This is a genomic window from Sphingomonas chungangi, from assembly GCF_013778325.1.
In the GTDB taxonomy this organism is placed as follows: Bacteria; Pseudomonadota; Alphaproteobacteria; order Sphingomonadales; family Sphingomonadaceae; genus Solisphingomonas; species Solisphingomonas chungangi.
On the sequence record NZ_JACEIB010000027.1, the window covers coordinates 56,357 to 72,904 of the forward strand.

The 16,548-nt window shown below is 66.0% G+C and carries 12 protein-coding genes; 6 read left to right on the top strand and 6 right to left on the bottom strand.

Annotated features, from left to right (window positions below; genetic code table 11):
- Both HZF05_RS18060 and HZF05_RS18065 read left to right on the top strand, forming a co-directional pair.
- Positions 1-669 (top strand): peptidylprolyl isomerase, encoded by a 669-nt coding sequence (locus tag HZF05_RS18060; protein ID WP_160363893.1) that lies wholly within the window; start codon positions 1-3, stop codon positions 667-669.
- A gap of 97 nt (positions 670-766) precedes the next feature.
- The gene (locus HZF05_RS18065; protein WP_181638911.1) at positions 767-3,514 is read left to right on the top strand and encodes a TonB-dependent receptor; all 2,748 of its coding nucleotides are present in this window, start codon (positions 767-769) and stop codon (positions 3,512-3,514) included.
- On the opposite strand, the gene HZF05_RS18070 is transcribed toward HZF05_RS18065, so the two are convergent.
- Positions 3,511-3,747 carry a hypothetical protein gene (locus HZF05_RS18070; protein WP_160363894.1) on the bottom strand — a complete coding sequence of 79 codons (237 nt, stop codon included), beginning with the start codon at positions 3,745-3,747 and terminating at the stop codon, positions 3,511-3,513. The genes HZF05_RS18065 and HZF05_RS18070 overlap by 4 nt on opposite strands.
- Positions 3,748-3,927: 180 nt before the next feature.
- On the opposite strand from HZF05_RS18070, the gene HZF05_RS18075 reads away from it, so the two are divergent.
- The 3 genes from HZF05_RS18075 (at position 3,928) to HZF05_RS18085 (ending at position 8,833) form a co-directional block, all read left to right on the top strand.
- Positions 3,928-4,632, top strand: coding sequence for a glutathione S-transferase N-terminal domain-containing protein (locus HZF05_RS18075; RefSeq protein ID WP_160363895.1), 705 nt, complete (start codon positions 3,928-3,930; stop codon positions 4,630-4,632).
- Positions 4,633-4,718: 86 nt separating this feature from the next.
- Positions 4,719-6,740 carry a M13 family metallopeptidase gene (locus tag HZF05_RS18080; protein ID WP_160363896.1) on the top strand — a complete coding sequence of 674 codons (2,022 nt, stop codon included), beginning with the start codon at positions 4,719-4,721 and terminating at the stop codon, positions 6,738-6,740.
- A 5-nt stretch (positions 6,741-6,745) separates the two neighbouring features.
- Positions 6,746-8,833 carry a prolyl oligopeptidase family serine peptidase gene (locus HZF05_RS18085; protein ID WP_160363897.1) on the top strand — a complete coding sequence of 696 codons (2,088 nt, stop codon included), beginning with the start codon at positions 6,746-6,748 and terminating at the stop codon, positions 8,831-8,833.
- 9 nt (positions 8,834-8,842) lie between these two features.
- Here the strand turns inward: HZF05_RS18085 and HZF05_RS18090 are convergent, their stop codons facing one another.
- Positions 8,843-8,992 (bottom strand): hypothetical protein, encoded by a 150-nt coding sequence (locus HZF05_RS18090; RefSeq protein ID WP_160363898.1) that lies wholly within the window; start codon positions 8,990-8,992, stop codon positions 8,843-8,845.
- Between the two features lie 235 nt (positions 8,993-9,227).
- Between HZF05_RS18090 and HZF05_RS18095 the strand changes: the two genes are divergently transcribed.
- Complete coding sequence (locus HZF05_RS18095; protein ID WP_160363899.1) at positions 9,228-9,380, top strand: hypothetical protein; 153 nt, start codon at positions 9,228-9,230, stop codon at positions 9,378-9,380.
- Here HZF05_RS18095 and HZF05_RS18100 read toward each other — a convergent pair.
- Genes HZF05_RS18100 through HZF05_RS18115 form a run of 4 tightly spaced genes read right to left on the bottom strand, consistent with a single transcriptional unit; the run spans position 9,377 to position 16,451 of the window.
- Positions 9,377-9,655 (bottom strand): GlsB/YeaQ/YmgE family stress response membrane protein, encoded by a 279-nt coding sequence (locus HZF05_RS18100; RefSeq protein ID WP_220129908.1) that lies wholly within the window; start codon positions 9,653-9,655, stop codon positions 9,377-9,379. The two genes, HZF05_RS18095 and HZF05_RS18100, sit on opposite strands and share 4 nt — an antisense overlap.
- Before the next feature lie 57 nt (positions 9,656-9,712).
- A complete protein-coding gene (locus HZF05_RS18105) occupies positions 9,713-11,983 on the bottom strand; it encodes a glycoside hydrolase family 3 N-terminal domain-containing protein (protein WP_160363900.1) in 2,271 nt (756 codons plus the stop codon).
- Positions 11,980-13,521, bottom strand: a complete 1,542-nt coding sequence (locus tag HZF05_RS18110; RefSeq protein WP_160363901.1) for a glucoamylase family protein — start codon at positions 13,519-13,521, stop codon at positions 11,980-11,982. Before HZF05_RS18110 ends, HZF05_RS18105 begins: the two co-directional genes overlap by 4 nt.
- A complete protein-coding gene (locus HZF05_RS18115; protein WP_160363902.1) occupies positions 13,521-16,451 on the bottom strand; it encodes a TonB-dependent receptor in 2,931 nt (976 codons plus the stop codon). Before HZF05_RS18115 ends, HZF05_RS18110 begins: the two co-directional genes overlap by 1 nt.
- Positions 16,452-16,548 lie beyond the last annotated feature (97 nt).

Genomic DNA, 16,548 nt, shown 5'->3' on the forward strand with positions numbered 1-16,548 from the left:
ATGATCCGCAGACTCGCCCTCCCCCTCGCCGCGCTGGTCGCCGGTGCCGCCTTCGCCCAGACGGCTCCGACACCGACCGCACCCGCCGCCGCGCCCACGCCCGCCGCGACCGTGCAAGTCACGCTCACCACCAGCGAGGGGCCGATCATCCTCGCGCTGGAGAAGGACAAGGCGCCGATCACCACCGCCAACTTCCTCCATTATGTCGATGCGAAACGCTTCGACGGCACGACCTTCTACCGCACCGTGAAGGTGGCGGACGGCTTCGGGCTGGTGCAGGGCGGCATCGGGCAGGATCCGAAGAAAGCCTTCCCCCCGATCAGGCACGAGCCGACCACCAAGACCGGGCTCAGCCATGTCGACGGCGCGATCTCGATGGCGATGAATGCGCCCGGCACCGCGCGGGGCGATTTCTTCATCATGGTCGGTGCCTCACCCTCGATGGACGCGACCGCCACGCAACCGGGCTATGCGGTGTTCGGCAGGGTCGTGCAGGGCATGGACATCGCCCGCAGGATCCTCGACGCACCGACCGATCCGAACAAGGGCAAGGCCGACGGCATGGCCAACCAGATCATCGCCGCCCCCATCAAGATCATCTCCGCGCGGCGGACCAATACGCCGATCACGCCGCCCGCACCGCCGCCCCCGCCCGCCCCGGCTTCCTGACGTTTCCCGCAGGTTTCCGCCTCTCTTGCAGCGATGCAATCGAGTGCGACGGACAACATGCTAGGGGCGCACCGTTCAAAGGGCGGGAAAGACGATCGTGTACAAGGGGTATTGGCGCCTGTCGGTGGCGCTCGGGGCGTTGGCGGCCTGCCACCCGGCATTCGCGCAGGATGCGCCCGCGCCCGACAATGTCGATCAGGAGATCGTCGTCAACGGCGTCCATCAGGCGCTGCCCGGCGCGGTGGTCGGCGACATCCCGCCCGAGCTGCAATATGGCCCCGCCGATATCCGCGCTTATGGCGTGAGCTCCGTCGCGGACCTGCTCAACGAGCTGGCGCCCGAAATCACCTCGGTGCGCGGGCGCGGCGGCGAGGCGCCGGCAGTGCTGCTCAACGGGCGGCGCATCTCAAGCTTCTCGGAAATCCGCGACCTGCCGACCGAGGCGATCCTGCGTGTCGACATCCTGCCGGAGGAGGTCGCGCTCAAATACGGCTATTCGGCCGATCAGAAGGTGGTGAACATCGTGCTGCGCCGCCGCTTTCGCGCGCTGACGGTGGAGGGCAACGGCGCCACTTCCACCGATGGCGGCGGCACGAACGGCCTTGGCGATTTCACGCTGACCCGCATCCATGGCGACGACCGCCTCAATATCGACGCCAAGGTTCAGGGCGCCGACAGCCTGCTGGAAAGCGACCGCGATCTGGTCTCGCGCGCAACCGGGCGGCCCTATGATCGTATCGGCAACGTCGTCGCATCGGACGGCAGTCTCGATGCGCTCGGCGGGGCGAGCGTCGCAGGCGTCGGCCCGGGTGCGGCGAGCGGCACGCCGACGCTCGGCGACTTCAACGCCGGCGTCGCCAACACCACCGACATCTCGCCTTATCGCACGCTGACGCCCGCCACCAAGGAAGCGACGCTCAACGCGGTGCTGGCGCACCCCTTCTCGCGCAAGATCAACGGCACGCTCAACGGCACGTTCGATGCGAGCCAGAGCGACGCATTGCGGGGGCTGGCCGGCTCCAACCTGCTGGTGCCTTCGACCGATCCGTTCAATCCGTTCGGCGAGGATATCGCGCTCTACCGCTATCTCGGCAGCGATCCGCTGAGGCAGCGGACACAGTCGATCTCCGGGCATCTCGGCGGCACGCTCAATGCCGATGTGGCGAAGTGGCGGCTGAATTTCACCGCCAACTACGACTATGCCGAGACGCTGACGCACACACAGACCGGCACCGATATCGGCGATCTGAACGATGCGCTGGCGTCCGGTGATCCGACGCTCAACCTGTTCGGCACCATTCCGGCGAGCCTGATCGGCGGCACGCTGACCACGAAGGCGCGCGGCGTGTCGAACAGCGGCAACGTGCAGTTCGTCGGCACCGGGCCGCTGTTCGATCTTCCGGCCGGCCCCTTCTCGACAACCGTGAAGCTCGGCCTGACCGCCAGCGGTTTCCATTCGACATCGAGCCGCTTGGGTGAGACGCAGGAGACCAGCCTCTCGCGGCGCGACGGCAGCGCGCAGTTCAACTTCGATCTACCGCTGACCAGCCGCAAGCATCATGTACTGGGCGCGATCGGCGATCTCACCGCCAACGCCAACGTAGCGGTGGATCAACTTTCGGATTTCGGCACGCTCTGGACGCTGGGCTACGGCGCCAACTGGACGCCGCGCGACGGCATCACCTTCATCGCGTCAGCCACCCACGATCGCGGCGCGCCGACCATCCAGCAGCTCGGCAATCCGGTGATCGCGACGCCGGGTGCGCGCGTCTTCGACTATCGCACCGGCCAGACGGTCGACGTCACCGAGATCGCCGGGGGCAACCCGGACCTGAAGGCCGACAGCCGCCATGTCGAGAAGGTCGGCCTGACGCTGAAGCCCTTCGCGAAGACCGACCTCACCTTCACCGCCAACTATATCCATTCGACGATCCGCAACGCGATCGCGGCCTTGCCCTCCCCCACCGCGGCGATCGAGGAGGCCTTTCCCGATCGCTTCACGCGCGATGACGACGGGGACCTGACCGCGATCGACGTCCGCCCGGTCAATCTCTACCGCGAGCGGCGCGAGGAGCTGCGCTGGGGCCTGAACTTCACGCAGAAGCTGAAGACCTCGAAGAAGGTGATCGATGCCTTCCGCGCGCTGCGCGAATCCGGTGCTTTCCGGCGTCCGCCCGGCGGTGGCGATGCGCCTCCGCCGCCTCAGGGTGGCAGCGGTGGCACGGCCGCCGGAGATCGCAATGCTCCGTCGCCCGGCGGCGGCAACGGCGGAGGCTCCGCTGGCGGCCGAGGCGGTGGCGGAGGAGGCCGTGGAGGATTCGGCGGCGGCGGTGGACGCGGCGGCGGCTTTGGAGGCGGCGGCGGACGGCTCCAGCTCTCGATCTACCACACCTGGTATTTTCGCGACGACATCCTGACGCGCCCCGGCGGGCCGACGCTCGATCTGCTCGACGGCGGCACTTCGGGCTCGGGCGGCGGCCAGCCACGCCACCAGATCGACGTCCAGCTCGGCGCGACCAACAACGGCATCGGCGTCCGCCTCACCGGCGAATGGCAGAGCGCCACCACCGTGAACGGCGGCACCGACAGCGCGACCGGCGATCTGCATTTCTCGTCGCTCGCCACCGCCAACCTGCGGATCTTCGCGGATCTCGGGCAGAACCCGGCACTGATGAAGCACAAATGGGCGCGCGGCATGCGGGTGACGCTGTCGATCAACAACATCACCGACAGCCGTCAGCATGTCCGCGATGCCAACGGCGACACGCCGCTCAGCTATCAGCCGGCCTATCTCGATCCGATGGGGCGGACGATCAAGCTGAGCATCCGCAAGCTGTTCTTCTAGGAGCGCCGCCGGCGCGACTGCGGCCTCTTGCGTCGCGCCTTGAGCAGCTCGCGGACATGGTGAAGCGTCAGGCGCAGCTCGCTCCGTGAAACCGATCGCGCCGGATCGGCCATTTTCCGGCGCACGACCTGTATCGCATCCTCGCCATGTTCATGGACGAGCAGCCCCGCTTCCCGCCGCGCCTCACGCCGCCGCACCCTGGACAGGCGCAGATAGTCTATCAGAACCAACATGTGCCTCTCCCACGGTCCTGTTTTCTACTGCTTACTCCCATCGACCCGCTTCCCGACAAGTCTAATTGTAACGGATGCATTGCAACCTGGCACGGTAATAATACGGTGCCGCACCACCGTCGCTTGCCAATCGCGAGGTGCCGCCCGACATGACGAAGCCGAAACCATCGGAGTCTCGTCATGGCCGACCTGTCCGCCTTCCCCGTCACCGCGAAATGGCCTGCGCAGCGGCCGGACGTCATCCAGCTCTATTCGCTGCCGACGCCCAACGGCGTGAAGGTCAGCATCGCGCTGGAGGAACTGGAGCTTCCCTACGAACCGCACGCGATCGACATCGGCAGGAACGAGACGTGGACGCCCGAATATCTCTCGCTCAACCCCAACGGCAAGATCCCGGCGATCATCGATCCGGACGGCCCCGGCGGAAAGCCGATCGGCCTGTTCGAGAGCGGGGCGATCCTGATCTACCTCGCCGACAAGACGGGCAAGCTGATGCCGATCGACCCGGCCCAACGCTACGAGGCGCTGCAGTGGATTTTCTTCCAGATGGCGGCGGTCGGCCCGATGTTCGGCCAGCTCGGTTTCTTCCACCGCTTCGCCGGCAAGGAGTATGAAGATAAGCGCCCGCGCGACCGTTACCTTGCGGAAACCAAGCGTCTGCTCGGCGTGCTCGACGATCGGCTGTCCAGCCGCGCCTATATGATGGGCGAGGAATACGGCATGGTCGATATCGCGCTGCTCGGTTGGGTGCGCAACCTGATCGGCTTCTACGAGGCGCGCGAGATCACGGATTATGATGCGCTGAAGCACGTGCCCGGCTGGCTCGATCGCTGCGTCGCGCGGCCAGCCGTGCAGCGCGGCGTGACAATCCCGGCGCGCCCCTGAAGCGTATTGCTTCAATAATACATTTGCCAAACCGCAGGGCCTCGGCCTAGCTTGCGGCGAGGGGTTTCTTCCGGAGGATCAATCGCATGCGTCGCTCGGCACTGCTCGCCGTATCCATCGTTGCGCTCGCCACGCCGCTGGCCGCCCAGACCGCGCCAAAGTTCGCGCCGTGGGGCGTGAAGCTCACGGATCGCGATACCAGCGTAAAGCCGGGCGACGATTTCTATCGCTACGTCAACGGCCACTGGCTCGACACCGTGCAACTGCCTGCCGACCACGTCTCGATGGACGCCTTCACCCTGCTCGCCGACGAGGCCGAGGTGCAGGTCCGCGCCATCGCCGAGCAGAGCGAGGCTCGCCCGAACGGCCCGATCGAGAAGCAGATCGGCGATCTCTATGCGAGCTGGATGGATCAGGCCGCGATCGAGAAGCTCGGCACCGCGCCGCTCAAGCCGTACCTCACCCGCATCGCCGCGCTGAAGGACAAGCACGATCTCGCCATGCTGATGGCCGAACCCGGCTTCGCCGGCCCGGCGGGCGCGGGGATCACCGCCGATTTCAACAATCCCGGCCATTACACCGTCGCCATCGGTCAGGGCGGCCTGACCATGCCGACGCGCGACTACTATCTGCTCAAGGGCGAGAAATACGACGCCTATCGCACCGCGTTCCGCGCTTATGTCGCGCAGGTGCTCACGCTGGCCGGCTTCTCCAATGCGGCGGCGCGCGCAGACAGGATCGTCGCGCTCGAAACCGCGATGGCGACCTCGCAATGGACACCCGAGCAGGATCGCGACATCAAAGCGATCAACAACCCGATGTCGGTCGCCAAGCTGCAGGCGTTGGCCCCGCAATTTGCCTGGCCCGATTTCCTGAAGACGGCTGGCCTCGGCTCGGTCACCAACGTGATCGTGATCGAGCCGAGCGCGGTGACGGATGCCGGCAAGCTTCTGGGCTCGACCCCGCTCGATACCTGGAAGGACTACGTCGCCTTCCACTTCATCAGCGATCACGCGTCGTATCTGCCCAAGGCGTTCGACGATGCGCGCTTCAACTTCTTCAACAAGACGCTCTACGACCAGCCCGAGCAGAAGGCGCGATGGAAGCGCGGCGTCCGCCTGGTCGATTCGATGCTCGGCGAGGCGGTCGGCAAGATCTACGTCGAGCAGCATTACCCGGCCGAGAGCGACCGCCAGATCAAGGAGATGATCGGCAATCTCGAGGCTTCGCTCAACCAGGAACTGACCCACCTCGCCTGGATGGACGACGCCACCCGCAAGCAGGCGCTCGACAAGCTAGCCGCCTTCGACCCGCGCGTCGGCCACCCGGTGAAGTATATCGATTATTCCAGCTTCAAGGTGGATCGCGGCGATCTGCTCGGCAATGCGACGCGTTCCGAGAAGTTCGAGTGGAACCTGCAGCTCTCGCGCTTCCCCAAGCCGATCGACCGCACCTTGTGGGACATGACCCCGCAGGAGGTGAACGCCTATTACGACCCCACCCAGAACCAGATCACCTTCCCGGCGGCGATCCTGCAGCCGAGCTTCTTCGATCCCAACGCCGATCCGGCAGTGAATTACGGCGCGATCGGATCGGTGATCGGCCACGAGATGGGCCACGGCTTCGACGATCAGGGCAGCCAGTTCGACGGCACCGGCAAGGTCCGCAACTGGTGGTCGAAGGAAGCCGAGGACAAGTTCAAGGCGCGCACCGCCATGCTGGGCAAGCAGTTCGACAGCTACGAGCCCATCCCCGGCACGCACATCAAGGGCGAGCTGACGATGGGCGAGAATGTCGGCGATCTCGGCGGGCTGGAGATGGCGTGGGGTGCGTGGCGCCGCTACGTCGCGACGCATGGCGATCCGGGCGTGAAGGACGGCTACACCGCCGATCAGCGCTTCCTGCTCTCCTTCGCCTTCCACTGGCAGGAGAAGGAGCGCGAGGGCACGCTGCGTGCACAGCTGCTCGCCGATCCGCACAGCCCCGGCGAGTATCGGACCAACGGCATCCTCCGCAACTTCGATCCCTGGTACAAGGCGTTCGACGTGAAGCCCGGCGACAAGCTCTATCTGCCGCCGGACCAGCGCGTGCACATCTGGGTGGATTGATCGCCGTGCGGGGGCTGGCAGCGATCCTGCTCGCGAGCGCGGCGCTGCCGGCCCACGCCACCCACCCATTCGGGCCGGACGATCTGGCCCGGATGGCGGCGGTATCCGATCCCCAGGTCGACCCCAAGGGGGAATGGGTCGCCTACAGCGTCGAGACCACCGACGTAGAGGCGGACAAGCGCTTCACCCACCTATGGATGACGAGTTGGGACGGCGCTCGCACCGTCCAGCTCACCGGCCGCAAGGCCGAGAGCGAGAGCAGCCCGCGCTTCTCGCCAGACGGCCACTGGATCGCCTTCATTTCCGGGCGCGGCGACGAGCATGACGACGATCAGCTCTGGCTGATGGACCGCGCCGGCGGCGAAGGCCGCAAGCTGCCGGGGATCGAGGGATCGGTCGAGGATATCGCCTGGTCGCCGGATGCGAAGACGATCGCGCTGATCGTCAAGGATCCCGATCCGAACGAGAAGGCCAATGCCGCCGCCGAAGCCGGTACCGCCGCGGCGCCGGCGGCCGGAACGCCGCAAAAGCCCGAGGCCAAGCCTGCCGCCGTGGCGTCGGTCAAGAAGGACGGGAAGCCGCCCAAGCCGATCGTGATCGATCGCTTTCAGTTCAAGGAAGACATCACCGGCTATCTCGGCCGGCAGCGCCATCGGCTGTGGCTCTACGATCTTGCCACGCAGACCATGCGGCGCGCGACGACGGGCGATTATGACGAATATCTGCCGGCATGGTCGCCGGACGGGCGAAGCATCGCATTCAGCTCCAAGCGCCTGCCCGATCCCGATCGCAGCTACGACTTCAATCTGTTCACTGTGAGCGTTGGCGGCGCGCCCGCCGAGCCCCATCAGCTCACCACCTATGCAGGAGCCGACAACGATCCCGAATGGGGCAGCCACCCCGCCTGGAGCCCGGATGGCCGGAGCATCGCCTATCTGCAGGGTGGCCCGGTCGAGCTGTTCTCCTACGGCGTCCGCCATCTTGCGGTGATCCCGGCCGCCGGAGGCACGCCGCACGTCGTCACCGCGGCGCTCGATCGTAACGTCAACGATCCGGTCTGGTCGGCGGACAGCCGATCGCTCCGTTTCTCGGTGGAAGATGACGAGACGTCGCGCATCGCCGAAGTATCGGCGGCAGGTGGCCCGGTGAAGCCGGTGGTGGGCGGCTTCCGGCTGATCCATGCGCCCGGCGGCGGCCCAAAAGGGCGCATGGCCGTGCTTCTCTCCACGCCGTCGTCACCGGACGAAGTCTATGCGCTGGAAGGCACCAGTCTCCGCGAGCTCAGCCACGCCAACGACGGCTGGCTCAGGGAGGTCGCGCTCGGCACCGTCACGCGCACGGTGCTGCGCAGCAGGGACGGCACCGAGGTTCACGGCTTCCTGATCCTGCCGCCGGGCGTCTCCTCCGCCAGCAAGCTGCCGACCATCCTCGTCAACCATGGTGGCCCGCAATCGCAGTTCGATGCCGGGTTCGAGGAGCGCTGGCAGCTCTTCGCCGGACACGGCTACATCGTCGTCGCGACCAATCCGCGCGGATCGACCGGGCGCGGGCAGGATTACGCCAAGGCGCTCTACGCCGATTGGGGCGGCCCCGCCGTGCCCGACGCGCTGTCGGCCGTGGACGATGCGGTGGCGAAGGGCATCGCCGATCCGAACCGCCTCGGTGTGGCGGGCTGGAGCTACGGCGCGATGCTCACCAACTACGTCATCGCGTCGGATACCCGCTTCAAGGCGGCGGCGAGCGGCGCGGGCATCTCCAACATCCTCGCCGGCTACGGCACCGACCAGTATATCCGCGATTACGAGATGGAGATGGGCAAGCCGTGGGAGCACATGGATGTCTGGCTCCGCAACTCCTATCCCTTCTATCATAACGACCGGATCGTCACACCGACATTGTTCATGGCGGGCGACAAGGATTTCAACGTGCCGCTGCTCAACAGCGAACAGATGTACCAGGCGCTGAAGAGCCGGGGCATCGACACGCAGCTGATTATCTATCCCGGCGAATATCACGGCTTCACGCGGCCGAGCTTCCTCAAGGACCGCGCGGAACGCTGGCTCGCCTGGTTCGATCGCTATCTCAAGTCCTGAGGCGGTGGATCAGAGCGACCTGTCGTGGTCGCGCCGCTCGATCTCGTCGATCAAACGCCAGACGAGGCGGCTGTCCACATCCTCCAGCGCGGTGTCGAGCGCCTGCTCCAGTTCCTGCGTGGTCATCTTCGCGATGACGTCGTCGATGGTGTAGGTCATAATCCTTACTCGCCGGTCGTCCCCCGACTGCGGCGACTATCAACCGGCGTGGTAAAGATCGGGTAAATTTCCCGCCCGTGAAATCCGAAAGCCCGGAAAACCTCAGCTAACGGATGAGCCGTCGGACCCCGAAGCGTTAACGCCGGCTCAAGCATTCCTCTCGCGTCCAGCTGTGCACGTGGTTTACCCGCAATTAACCCTGTTGCCCGCAAAACCGGGATCGGAGGTGCCCGCCATGCGCAGTGTAAGCCGATTCACCCGCGATCGTGGTGGCCTGGTCGCGGGCGACTTCGCGCTGATGTTCGCGCTGGTTTTCGCCGCGCGCCACGTCGCCATGTGCCACGGCGCCCAGATCGGCGGAATGCTCCGCCCGCTGTTCGGCGCCTAGATCCGCCTCAGCAACCGGACCACCAGCACGACGATCGCCGCGCCCACCACGGAGGCGAGCACCGATCCGATCAGGCCGTGCCCGATCTCCAGCCCGAGGCTCGGAAACAGCCAGCCCGCCAGCACCGATCCGAAGATGCCGATCAGCGCATCGGCGATGAAGCCGAAGCCGCCCCCCTGCACCAGCAGCCCGGCCAGCCAGCCGATGATCGCGCCGATGATGATCCAGATCAGAAAGGCGATCAGCATGTTTTCGCCGCTCAAGGTGGTGTGCATGATAATCTCCGACTAGCCGATCGCCCTCCAATGAACGGCGGCCTCCCTCGTTCCCCGCTAGCTCAGCTCGAACGTTCCCTTGAGGCCATCCTGTGCGGACGGCGCGATCCAGATGTCGATGGTGCCGGGCTCGACGGCGGGTTTCAGGTCCGGCCCGAGCCGCATGAGCATCTCGCGGGTAATGGTGAAGCGGACCTTCGCCGATCCGCCCGGCGCGAGCTTCACCCGCTGCCAGTCGATCAGGCGGCGCACCGGCTGGGTGATGCCGGAGACGCGGGGGTGGACGTAGAGTTGCACCACCTCCTCGGCGGAGCGGTCGCCGTGATTGCGGATCTCGGCCGAGATGATGAGGCCTTCGCCGGCCAGCTTGCCACCGCCGAGCTCGAGGCCCGAATAATCGATCTCGCCGTAGGTGAGGCCATGACCGAAGGCGAAGCGCGCGGCATCGGGCGCCGTGCGATACTGTGCCTTGAAGGGCTGGCGCGGCCCTTCCGGCGCAGGGCGGCCGGTGGGCTTGTGATCGTAGTGCAGCGGCTCCTGCCCGCTCTCGTAAGGGAAGCTGACAGGAAGCCGCCCCGAAGGGCAGACGGTGCCGAACAGGATGTCGGCGAGGGCATGGCCGGTCTCGGTGCCGAGAAACCAGGTGACGAGGATCGCCTGCGCATCCAGCACCGCACCCTCCAGCGCCAGCGCCCGGCCATTCTTGAGGATGACGATCACCGGCTTGCCCGTCGCCACTACCGCCTCGGCGAGCCGCTGCTGCGGCCAGGGCAGCACAACCTCCGTGCGCGACTGCGCCTCGCCGGACATTTCCTGGCTCTCGCCAATCGCGAGCAGCACGACGTCCGCCGCCCGCGCCGCCGCCACGGCGGTCTCGATGCCGCCGGCGATCGGTTTCTCGACATCCGATCCCGCAGTCACCGTCAGCCGCGCCGGATCGCGCATCGCGGCGCGCAGGCCCGTGGCGAGATCGATCGCCTGCGCGTCGTCGCCATAGACGTTCCATGGGCCTATCAGGTCATGCGGACCGGCGGCATGCGGGCCGATCAGCGCGATGGTCTGCGCGCCATCCGCCTTCAGCGGGAGGACGCCACCTTGATTCTTGAGCAGCACCATTGATCGCTGTGCCGCCTCGCGCGCCAGATCGCGGGCGATGGGGGTCAAGATGCGCTGCTGCTCGCGCCCCGGCCCCAGCCGGTTGAACGGATCGTCGAACAGGCCGAGCCGGACCTTCAGCTCCAGCACGCGCCGCACCGCGTCGTCCACCCGCGCCATCGGCACCTCACCGGATTTCACGAGGTCCGGCAGGTGTTTCTGGTAGAGGCCGCTCTGCATGCTGACGTCCACACCGGCGAGGATCGCCTTCTTCGCCGCATCGCGCCCATCCTTGGCAAAGCCGGCGGCGATCATCTCCTCGTCGGCGGTGTAATCGGAGATCACGAGGCCGCGGAAATTCCACTCGCCGCGCAATACGTCCGAAAGCAGCCAGCGGTTTCCCGAGGAGGGTATGCCGTCGATCTCGTTGAACGAAGGCATCAGCGACGCAGCCCCGGCGCCCAGCGCCGACTGGAAGGGCGGGAAATAGACCTCGCGCAGCGTCCGCTCTGAAATGTCGACACTGTTGTAATCCAGCCCCGCCTCGCCCGCGCCGTAGGCGGCGAAATGCTTGGCGCAGGCGGCGACCGCGTCGTCGCGAGCAAGACTCTCACCCTGGAAGCCCTTCACCCGCGCCGCCGCGAAACGGGTGCCGACCAGCACGTCCTCACCCGCCGCCTCGACGCCGCGCCCCCAGCGCTGATCGCGCGCGATGTCGACCATCGGCGCGAAGGTTAGCGCGATGCCGGCGGCCGATGCCTCGTAGGCAGCCGTCCGCGCCGTGCGCATCGCGAGATCGGGATCGAAGCTCGCAGCCTCCGCTAGCGGCACCGGGAACACCGTGCGCATGCCGTGGATCACGTCTGCGGCGAACAGCAGGGGAATGCCGAGCCGGCTCTTCACCGCCTCCTGCTGGAGCCGGCGATGCCAATCGGCGCCCTGCCCGTTGAAGATGCCCGTCATGCGGCCTGCGCGGGCATCGGCGAGCTGCTTGGACACGTTGGACGTGTTGGTCACCGGGTTCAGCTTGGTCGCCGCCCCGCCGCCGATCGCCGATGCCATGATCGAGAGCTGGCCCGCTTTCTCGTCCGGCGTCATCTTCGCGATCAGATCGCCGACGAAGCCCGGCGCGGCCGAGGGCGACGGCCCCAGCGCCAGCCCGAAAGCCCGCCCCGCCAGACCCGCCGCGCCGGCGCCAGCCAGCAGGGCCCTGCGCCCGATCTCTCCCGTCATTTCTTGTCCTCTGGAGCCTGTGGCAGGGATGGAGCCTGCGGCGCGGCGGGCGCCAGATCGGCCAGCCAGCCGCCATGGAACCCGGCCTTCTTCAGCCCCGCCTGGATGTAGGGGTTGCGCCGCATTATGTTCCAGATCAGCCCGGTCCGGTAATTCTCGATCATCGCCAAAATTGGCCCCTGATCGATCCCCACCCAGTCGGTATCGAACCAGCCCTTGCCCGGCACCACCTTGCCGCGATCGAGCTTGGCCTTCTCGTCCTGGAAACTGAGGTTGAAGGCGTCGAAGAAGCCGTAGGTACCATAGAGCGTGTCGCCGTAGCGCTGGCGCATCCCCATCAGCGCCGGGATGCAGATTTCCGGCGCGAACGGGATCGAACCGCCCGCCGCCGTGGGCGCGATAGTACCGTCGTCGATCGCACCGACGCCGCGCGCCACGTAGGAATGGAAGACACGCTGCTCGCCGCCGGAATCGAGCGTGACGTCGGCAGGGCCGTCGCAGGCGGTCAGGCCGAACTGATCGGAGGCATAGCCACGCCAGCCCATCGGATTGGCGAGCGCATAGTTGCGCTGGGCGATCGTCGCACGGCGGCTGTTCTCGAAATAGTCGCTGCCCTTGGTGGCCATGAACTCGTCCTGGATCTTGCGGAAATCGATCCAGACGTGGCTGTACTGATGGCCGAACATCGGCGGGAAGCGGAGCATCGAGAGATCGCCGCTGTCCGTCCAGAAGGTGGCCAGGCGCTGGCTCCACGCGTCCCAGCTTTCCTTGGGCAGGCCATAGACCGGCGCGCCGAGGGCCAGGATGTAAACCAGCATGCCCTCGTTATAGGCCACCCAGTCATAGGGGATGAACTCGCCTTCCGGCGTCCAGCCGAGCGCGATGACGGGCGCGCGGGTCATCGCCCAGCGCCAATCGACCTGCGTGTAGAGCTTGTCCGCGAGGTCGCGGATCTCCTTCTCCTGCGGCTGGTCGTAATAGGTCTGGGCGAGCAGGATTCCCATCATCAGCAGCGCGGTATCGACGGTCGAAATCTCGCAGCCGCCGAAGCGCACCCCGTCCTTCATGCCGAGGAAGTGGTAGAAGAAGCCCTGATAGCCGGTGACGCCGTCCGGCTTGGCGCCCTGTTCGGCGCCGGCGAGGAAGCGCAGCATGGTCAGCGTGCGCTCCGCAGCCTGCGCGCGCGGGATGTAGCCACGCTCCACACCGATCACGAAGGCGGTGAGCGCGAAGCCCATCGACGCGATGCTGGCGAAGCCGCCGCTGGGGAAGCGATCGGGTGCCAGCCCGCGCTTGGGCTCGGTGGTCCACCAGAAATACGCGAAGGTGCGCAGCTGCACGTCGTCGAGGAAAGCCTCCACCTCGGGCGTCTGCGCCAGCGGCGGCGCGCCGGACGACGCCGAGGAGAAGATCAGGGGCGAGCGGATCGCGATCGGCAGCTGGAACTTGACGTTGCTGCATCCCGCGAGGCCGGCCAGCCCCGCGCCGATCAGCGCCCTCCGGCCGATCCGGCCACCATCACCCGTTCCATCCTGCATCAGAAGCTGAAACGCGCACCGAACTGAAAGGTCCTTGGCGGGCCGGCAAGATCGGTCGGATTGCCGAAATTGCTGTTGGTCTGCGGCGGCGTCGGGATGAAGCCGTCATAATCCTGGAAATTGGCCCGGTTGAAGACGTTGAACACCTCCGCGATCAGCTGGAAGTCAGTCCTGTCGTGGCCGAACAGGTGGATGTCCTTGGTCAGGCGCAGATCGACCTGCCGGAACGGCTTGGTGTGGCCCACATTCGACACCGTCTGGAACGCTCCCGGGCCGTTGGTCTGATCCGTCACCTGATAGGGCTGACCGGATCCGAATACCATCAGCGTCGAAATCTGGAAGTCCCAGGGCAGCTGCGCAAGCCCGGAAATCACGACGCGATGCCGCTCGTCGCCCGCGTTCGGCAGGTACGGCTGCGCCGCCACGTCCGGATGGTCGAAGTTGAAGGCATAGCCCCGCTCCTTCGAGAAGGAGAGCGTGTAGGCGATGTTGATCGACCAGGGCGAGGCCTTGGTGAAGGCCTTGTCGATGGTGACGTACATGCCGTCATATTTGCTGGCCCGCGCCTGCGTCATCGCGATGACGTCGCCGAAGCCCGGCACAGGAATCGCGTCGTAGCCGCCGTCGGCATTGGGCGTCGGCATCCGGTTGACGGGGTAGTAGCCGACCTGATCCTTCGCCACGACGTGGTTGTAGGCGATCGAGGTGTTGATCAGCCGGCCGATCTTCTGGCGGATGCCCACGCTGAACTGGTCGGTGCGCGGCGGCTTCATGTCGTTGCGGGTGATGCGCAGTTCGCCCGGCGGGGCGACGCTGTCGGCGATCAGCGCGTCGAGCCCGTCCTTGCTCAGATATTTGGGATCCCACTGTATCGTCTGCTTGCCGTCGCGAATGCCGCCGTCCTTCGAGAATTCGAAGGTGCGCGAGGCGAACTGGCGGAAGAGCGCCTCCTCGGCCGCGTTGCGGAACAGGGTGCGATCGAAATAGCGACCCCAGCCCATGAAGGCGACGGTGCGCTGGTTGCCGAAAATGTCGTACGAGACGCCGAGGCGCGGCTGGAACTCCTTCCAGTACGGCTTCCGGTTGTGTCCGTCGGAAATGTAGTCGGATGCCTTGAAGGAGGTGACGCCCACGGCGTTGAGCTGGGTCTGGAGGTTCCGCAGCGCGGTCGCCGCATCGGCCGGGGTGACGTAATCGTTGTTCTTGGCATTGGTCTCGTAATCCCAGCGCAGGCCGATATTGAAGGTCAGCTTGTCGGTCGCCTTCCAATCGTCCTGCGCGAAGACGCCGATCTGGGTGTCCTTGGCGTGGATCGTCGGATCGCCGACGCCGTAATTGGCCTCGTAGGGCTGGGTGAAGTCTTCATCCAGATCAGGGCGGTTCTGGTACTTGAAGATCGGGTTGCCGTTGAGGTCGTTGTTCACCGTATAGTCGACGAAGGCGACCTTGCCGCCCAGCTTGAACACATGGTTGCCGCCCAGGAAATCGACGTTCGAGAAGGTCATGTTGTCGCGCAGGGTGAAGCCCTTCTGCACGACCTTCTGGCTGGTCGAGGCTCCGCCGATGGTGATCGTCTGGTCGTAGGCCTGCTGTACATCGGTCGGGTCGTCCGGCGTCGGCGCGAACTTGAAGTAGAGGTAATCGATCGAGGCCTCGTTCAGGAAGTCGCCCTTGTTGTGAGCCCAGCGCAGGCGACCGGTATAGACGGTGTTCTTCACGTCGGAGGCCACGGTACGCGCGGTCTGCCCACCGAAGCCCTGCAGGTCCTTCTCCTTGCGGATCGAGCCGGACAGATCGATCGTGTCCGCCTCGGTCGCCTCCAGCGTCAGCTTGGCGAAGCCGAGATCCTCGTGGAACGGCGTGTTGAAGGTGCCCTCATATTTGCCGAACTGATCGAGCACGCCCGGCTCGGTCCGGCGTCCGAGCACGACGCTCTGCACGTTGTTCTGCTGATTGGCCTCGTAGGCGACGAAGAAGTGCAGCTTGTCCTTGACGATCGGACCGCCGAGCGAGGCGCCATATTGCTTCTGGCTGAAATCGCTGTTGTCGGCGATGCCGTCACGCGCATTCTGCTTCTGGAAATAATCCTTCGACCGCAGCGAGTTGAGCTGGAAGAAGCCGAAGGCCTCGCCGTGGAACTCGTTGCCGCCCGACTTGGTGACGGCCGAGATCACGGTAGTGCCGGCATCCTCATATTCGGCCTTGTAGTTGGACGAGATGACGCGGAATTCCTGCACCGCGGCCTGCGGGAACGGGTTGCCCTTGGAGCTGTCTCCGCCGACGATGCCGCCCTGGTTGATGTCCGATTTCAGGCTGACGCCGTCGATGAAGACGTTGACCTGCGGCCCGCCCAGGCTCTCGCCGTTCGGATCCTGGCTCACCCCCGCGCCCGAGAAGGTCTTGCGATTGGGGTTGCTGCTGACCCGCACGCCCGGCGCCAGCTGAGCGAAGTTGAGGAAGTTGCGGCTCGCCTGCGGCAGGTTCTGGATCTGCTGGGTGGTGACGTTGGTGCCGAGTTCGGACGTGCGCGTCTCGACCAGCCGGCGGCCGGTCACCACGATCTGGCCCGCACCGGGCGCTGCGTTGGCGGTCTGGGGCGGCGGGGCGACATCCACGTCGAGCGTCGAATTCTCGCCGACGCCGACGGTGACCTGCTGCTTCGTGGTCTGTGCGCCGGCGGCAAATGTGATGTCATACGTCCCCGGGCGCAGACCCGGCAGGGTGTAGACGCCATTCGCGTCGGCCGTGGTATGGCGCGATGCGCCGCTGTTGGTGTCCACGGCGGTAATCTGCGCATTGGCACCGTGCGCAACCGTGCCTCGGATCGAGGCTGTCGTGGTTTGCGCGAACGATGGTGTCGCCACGGCGACGGCGGAAGCGAGCAGCGCGACACGAAGCAACGCACGCGCACGAACGGCTGAAGAGTGCATCCCTGTCCTCCCTGTCAGGCCGGGAGGGATTGACCCTGCCCTTCCGGCCCTTGGCGCCTGACGGTGGCGCGAGAGAAACAATTCAGCTTGATCGAGG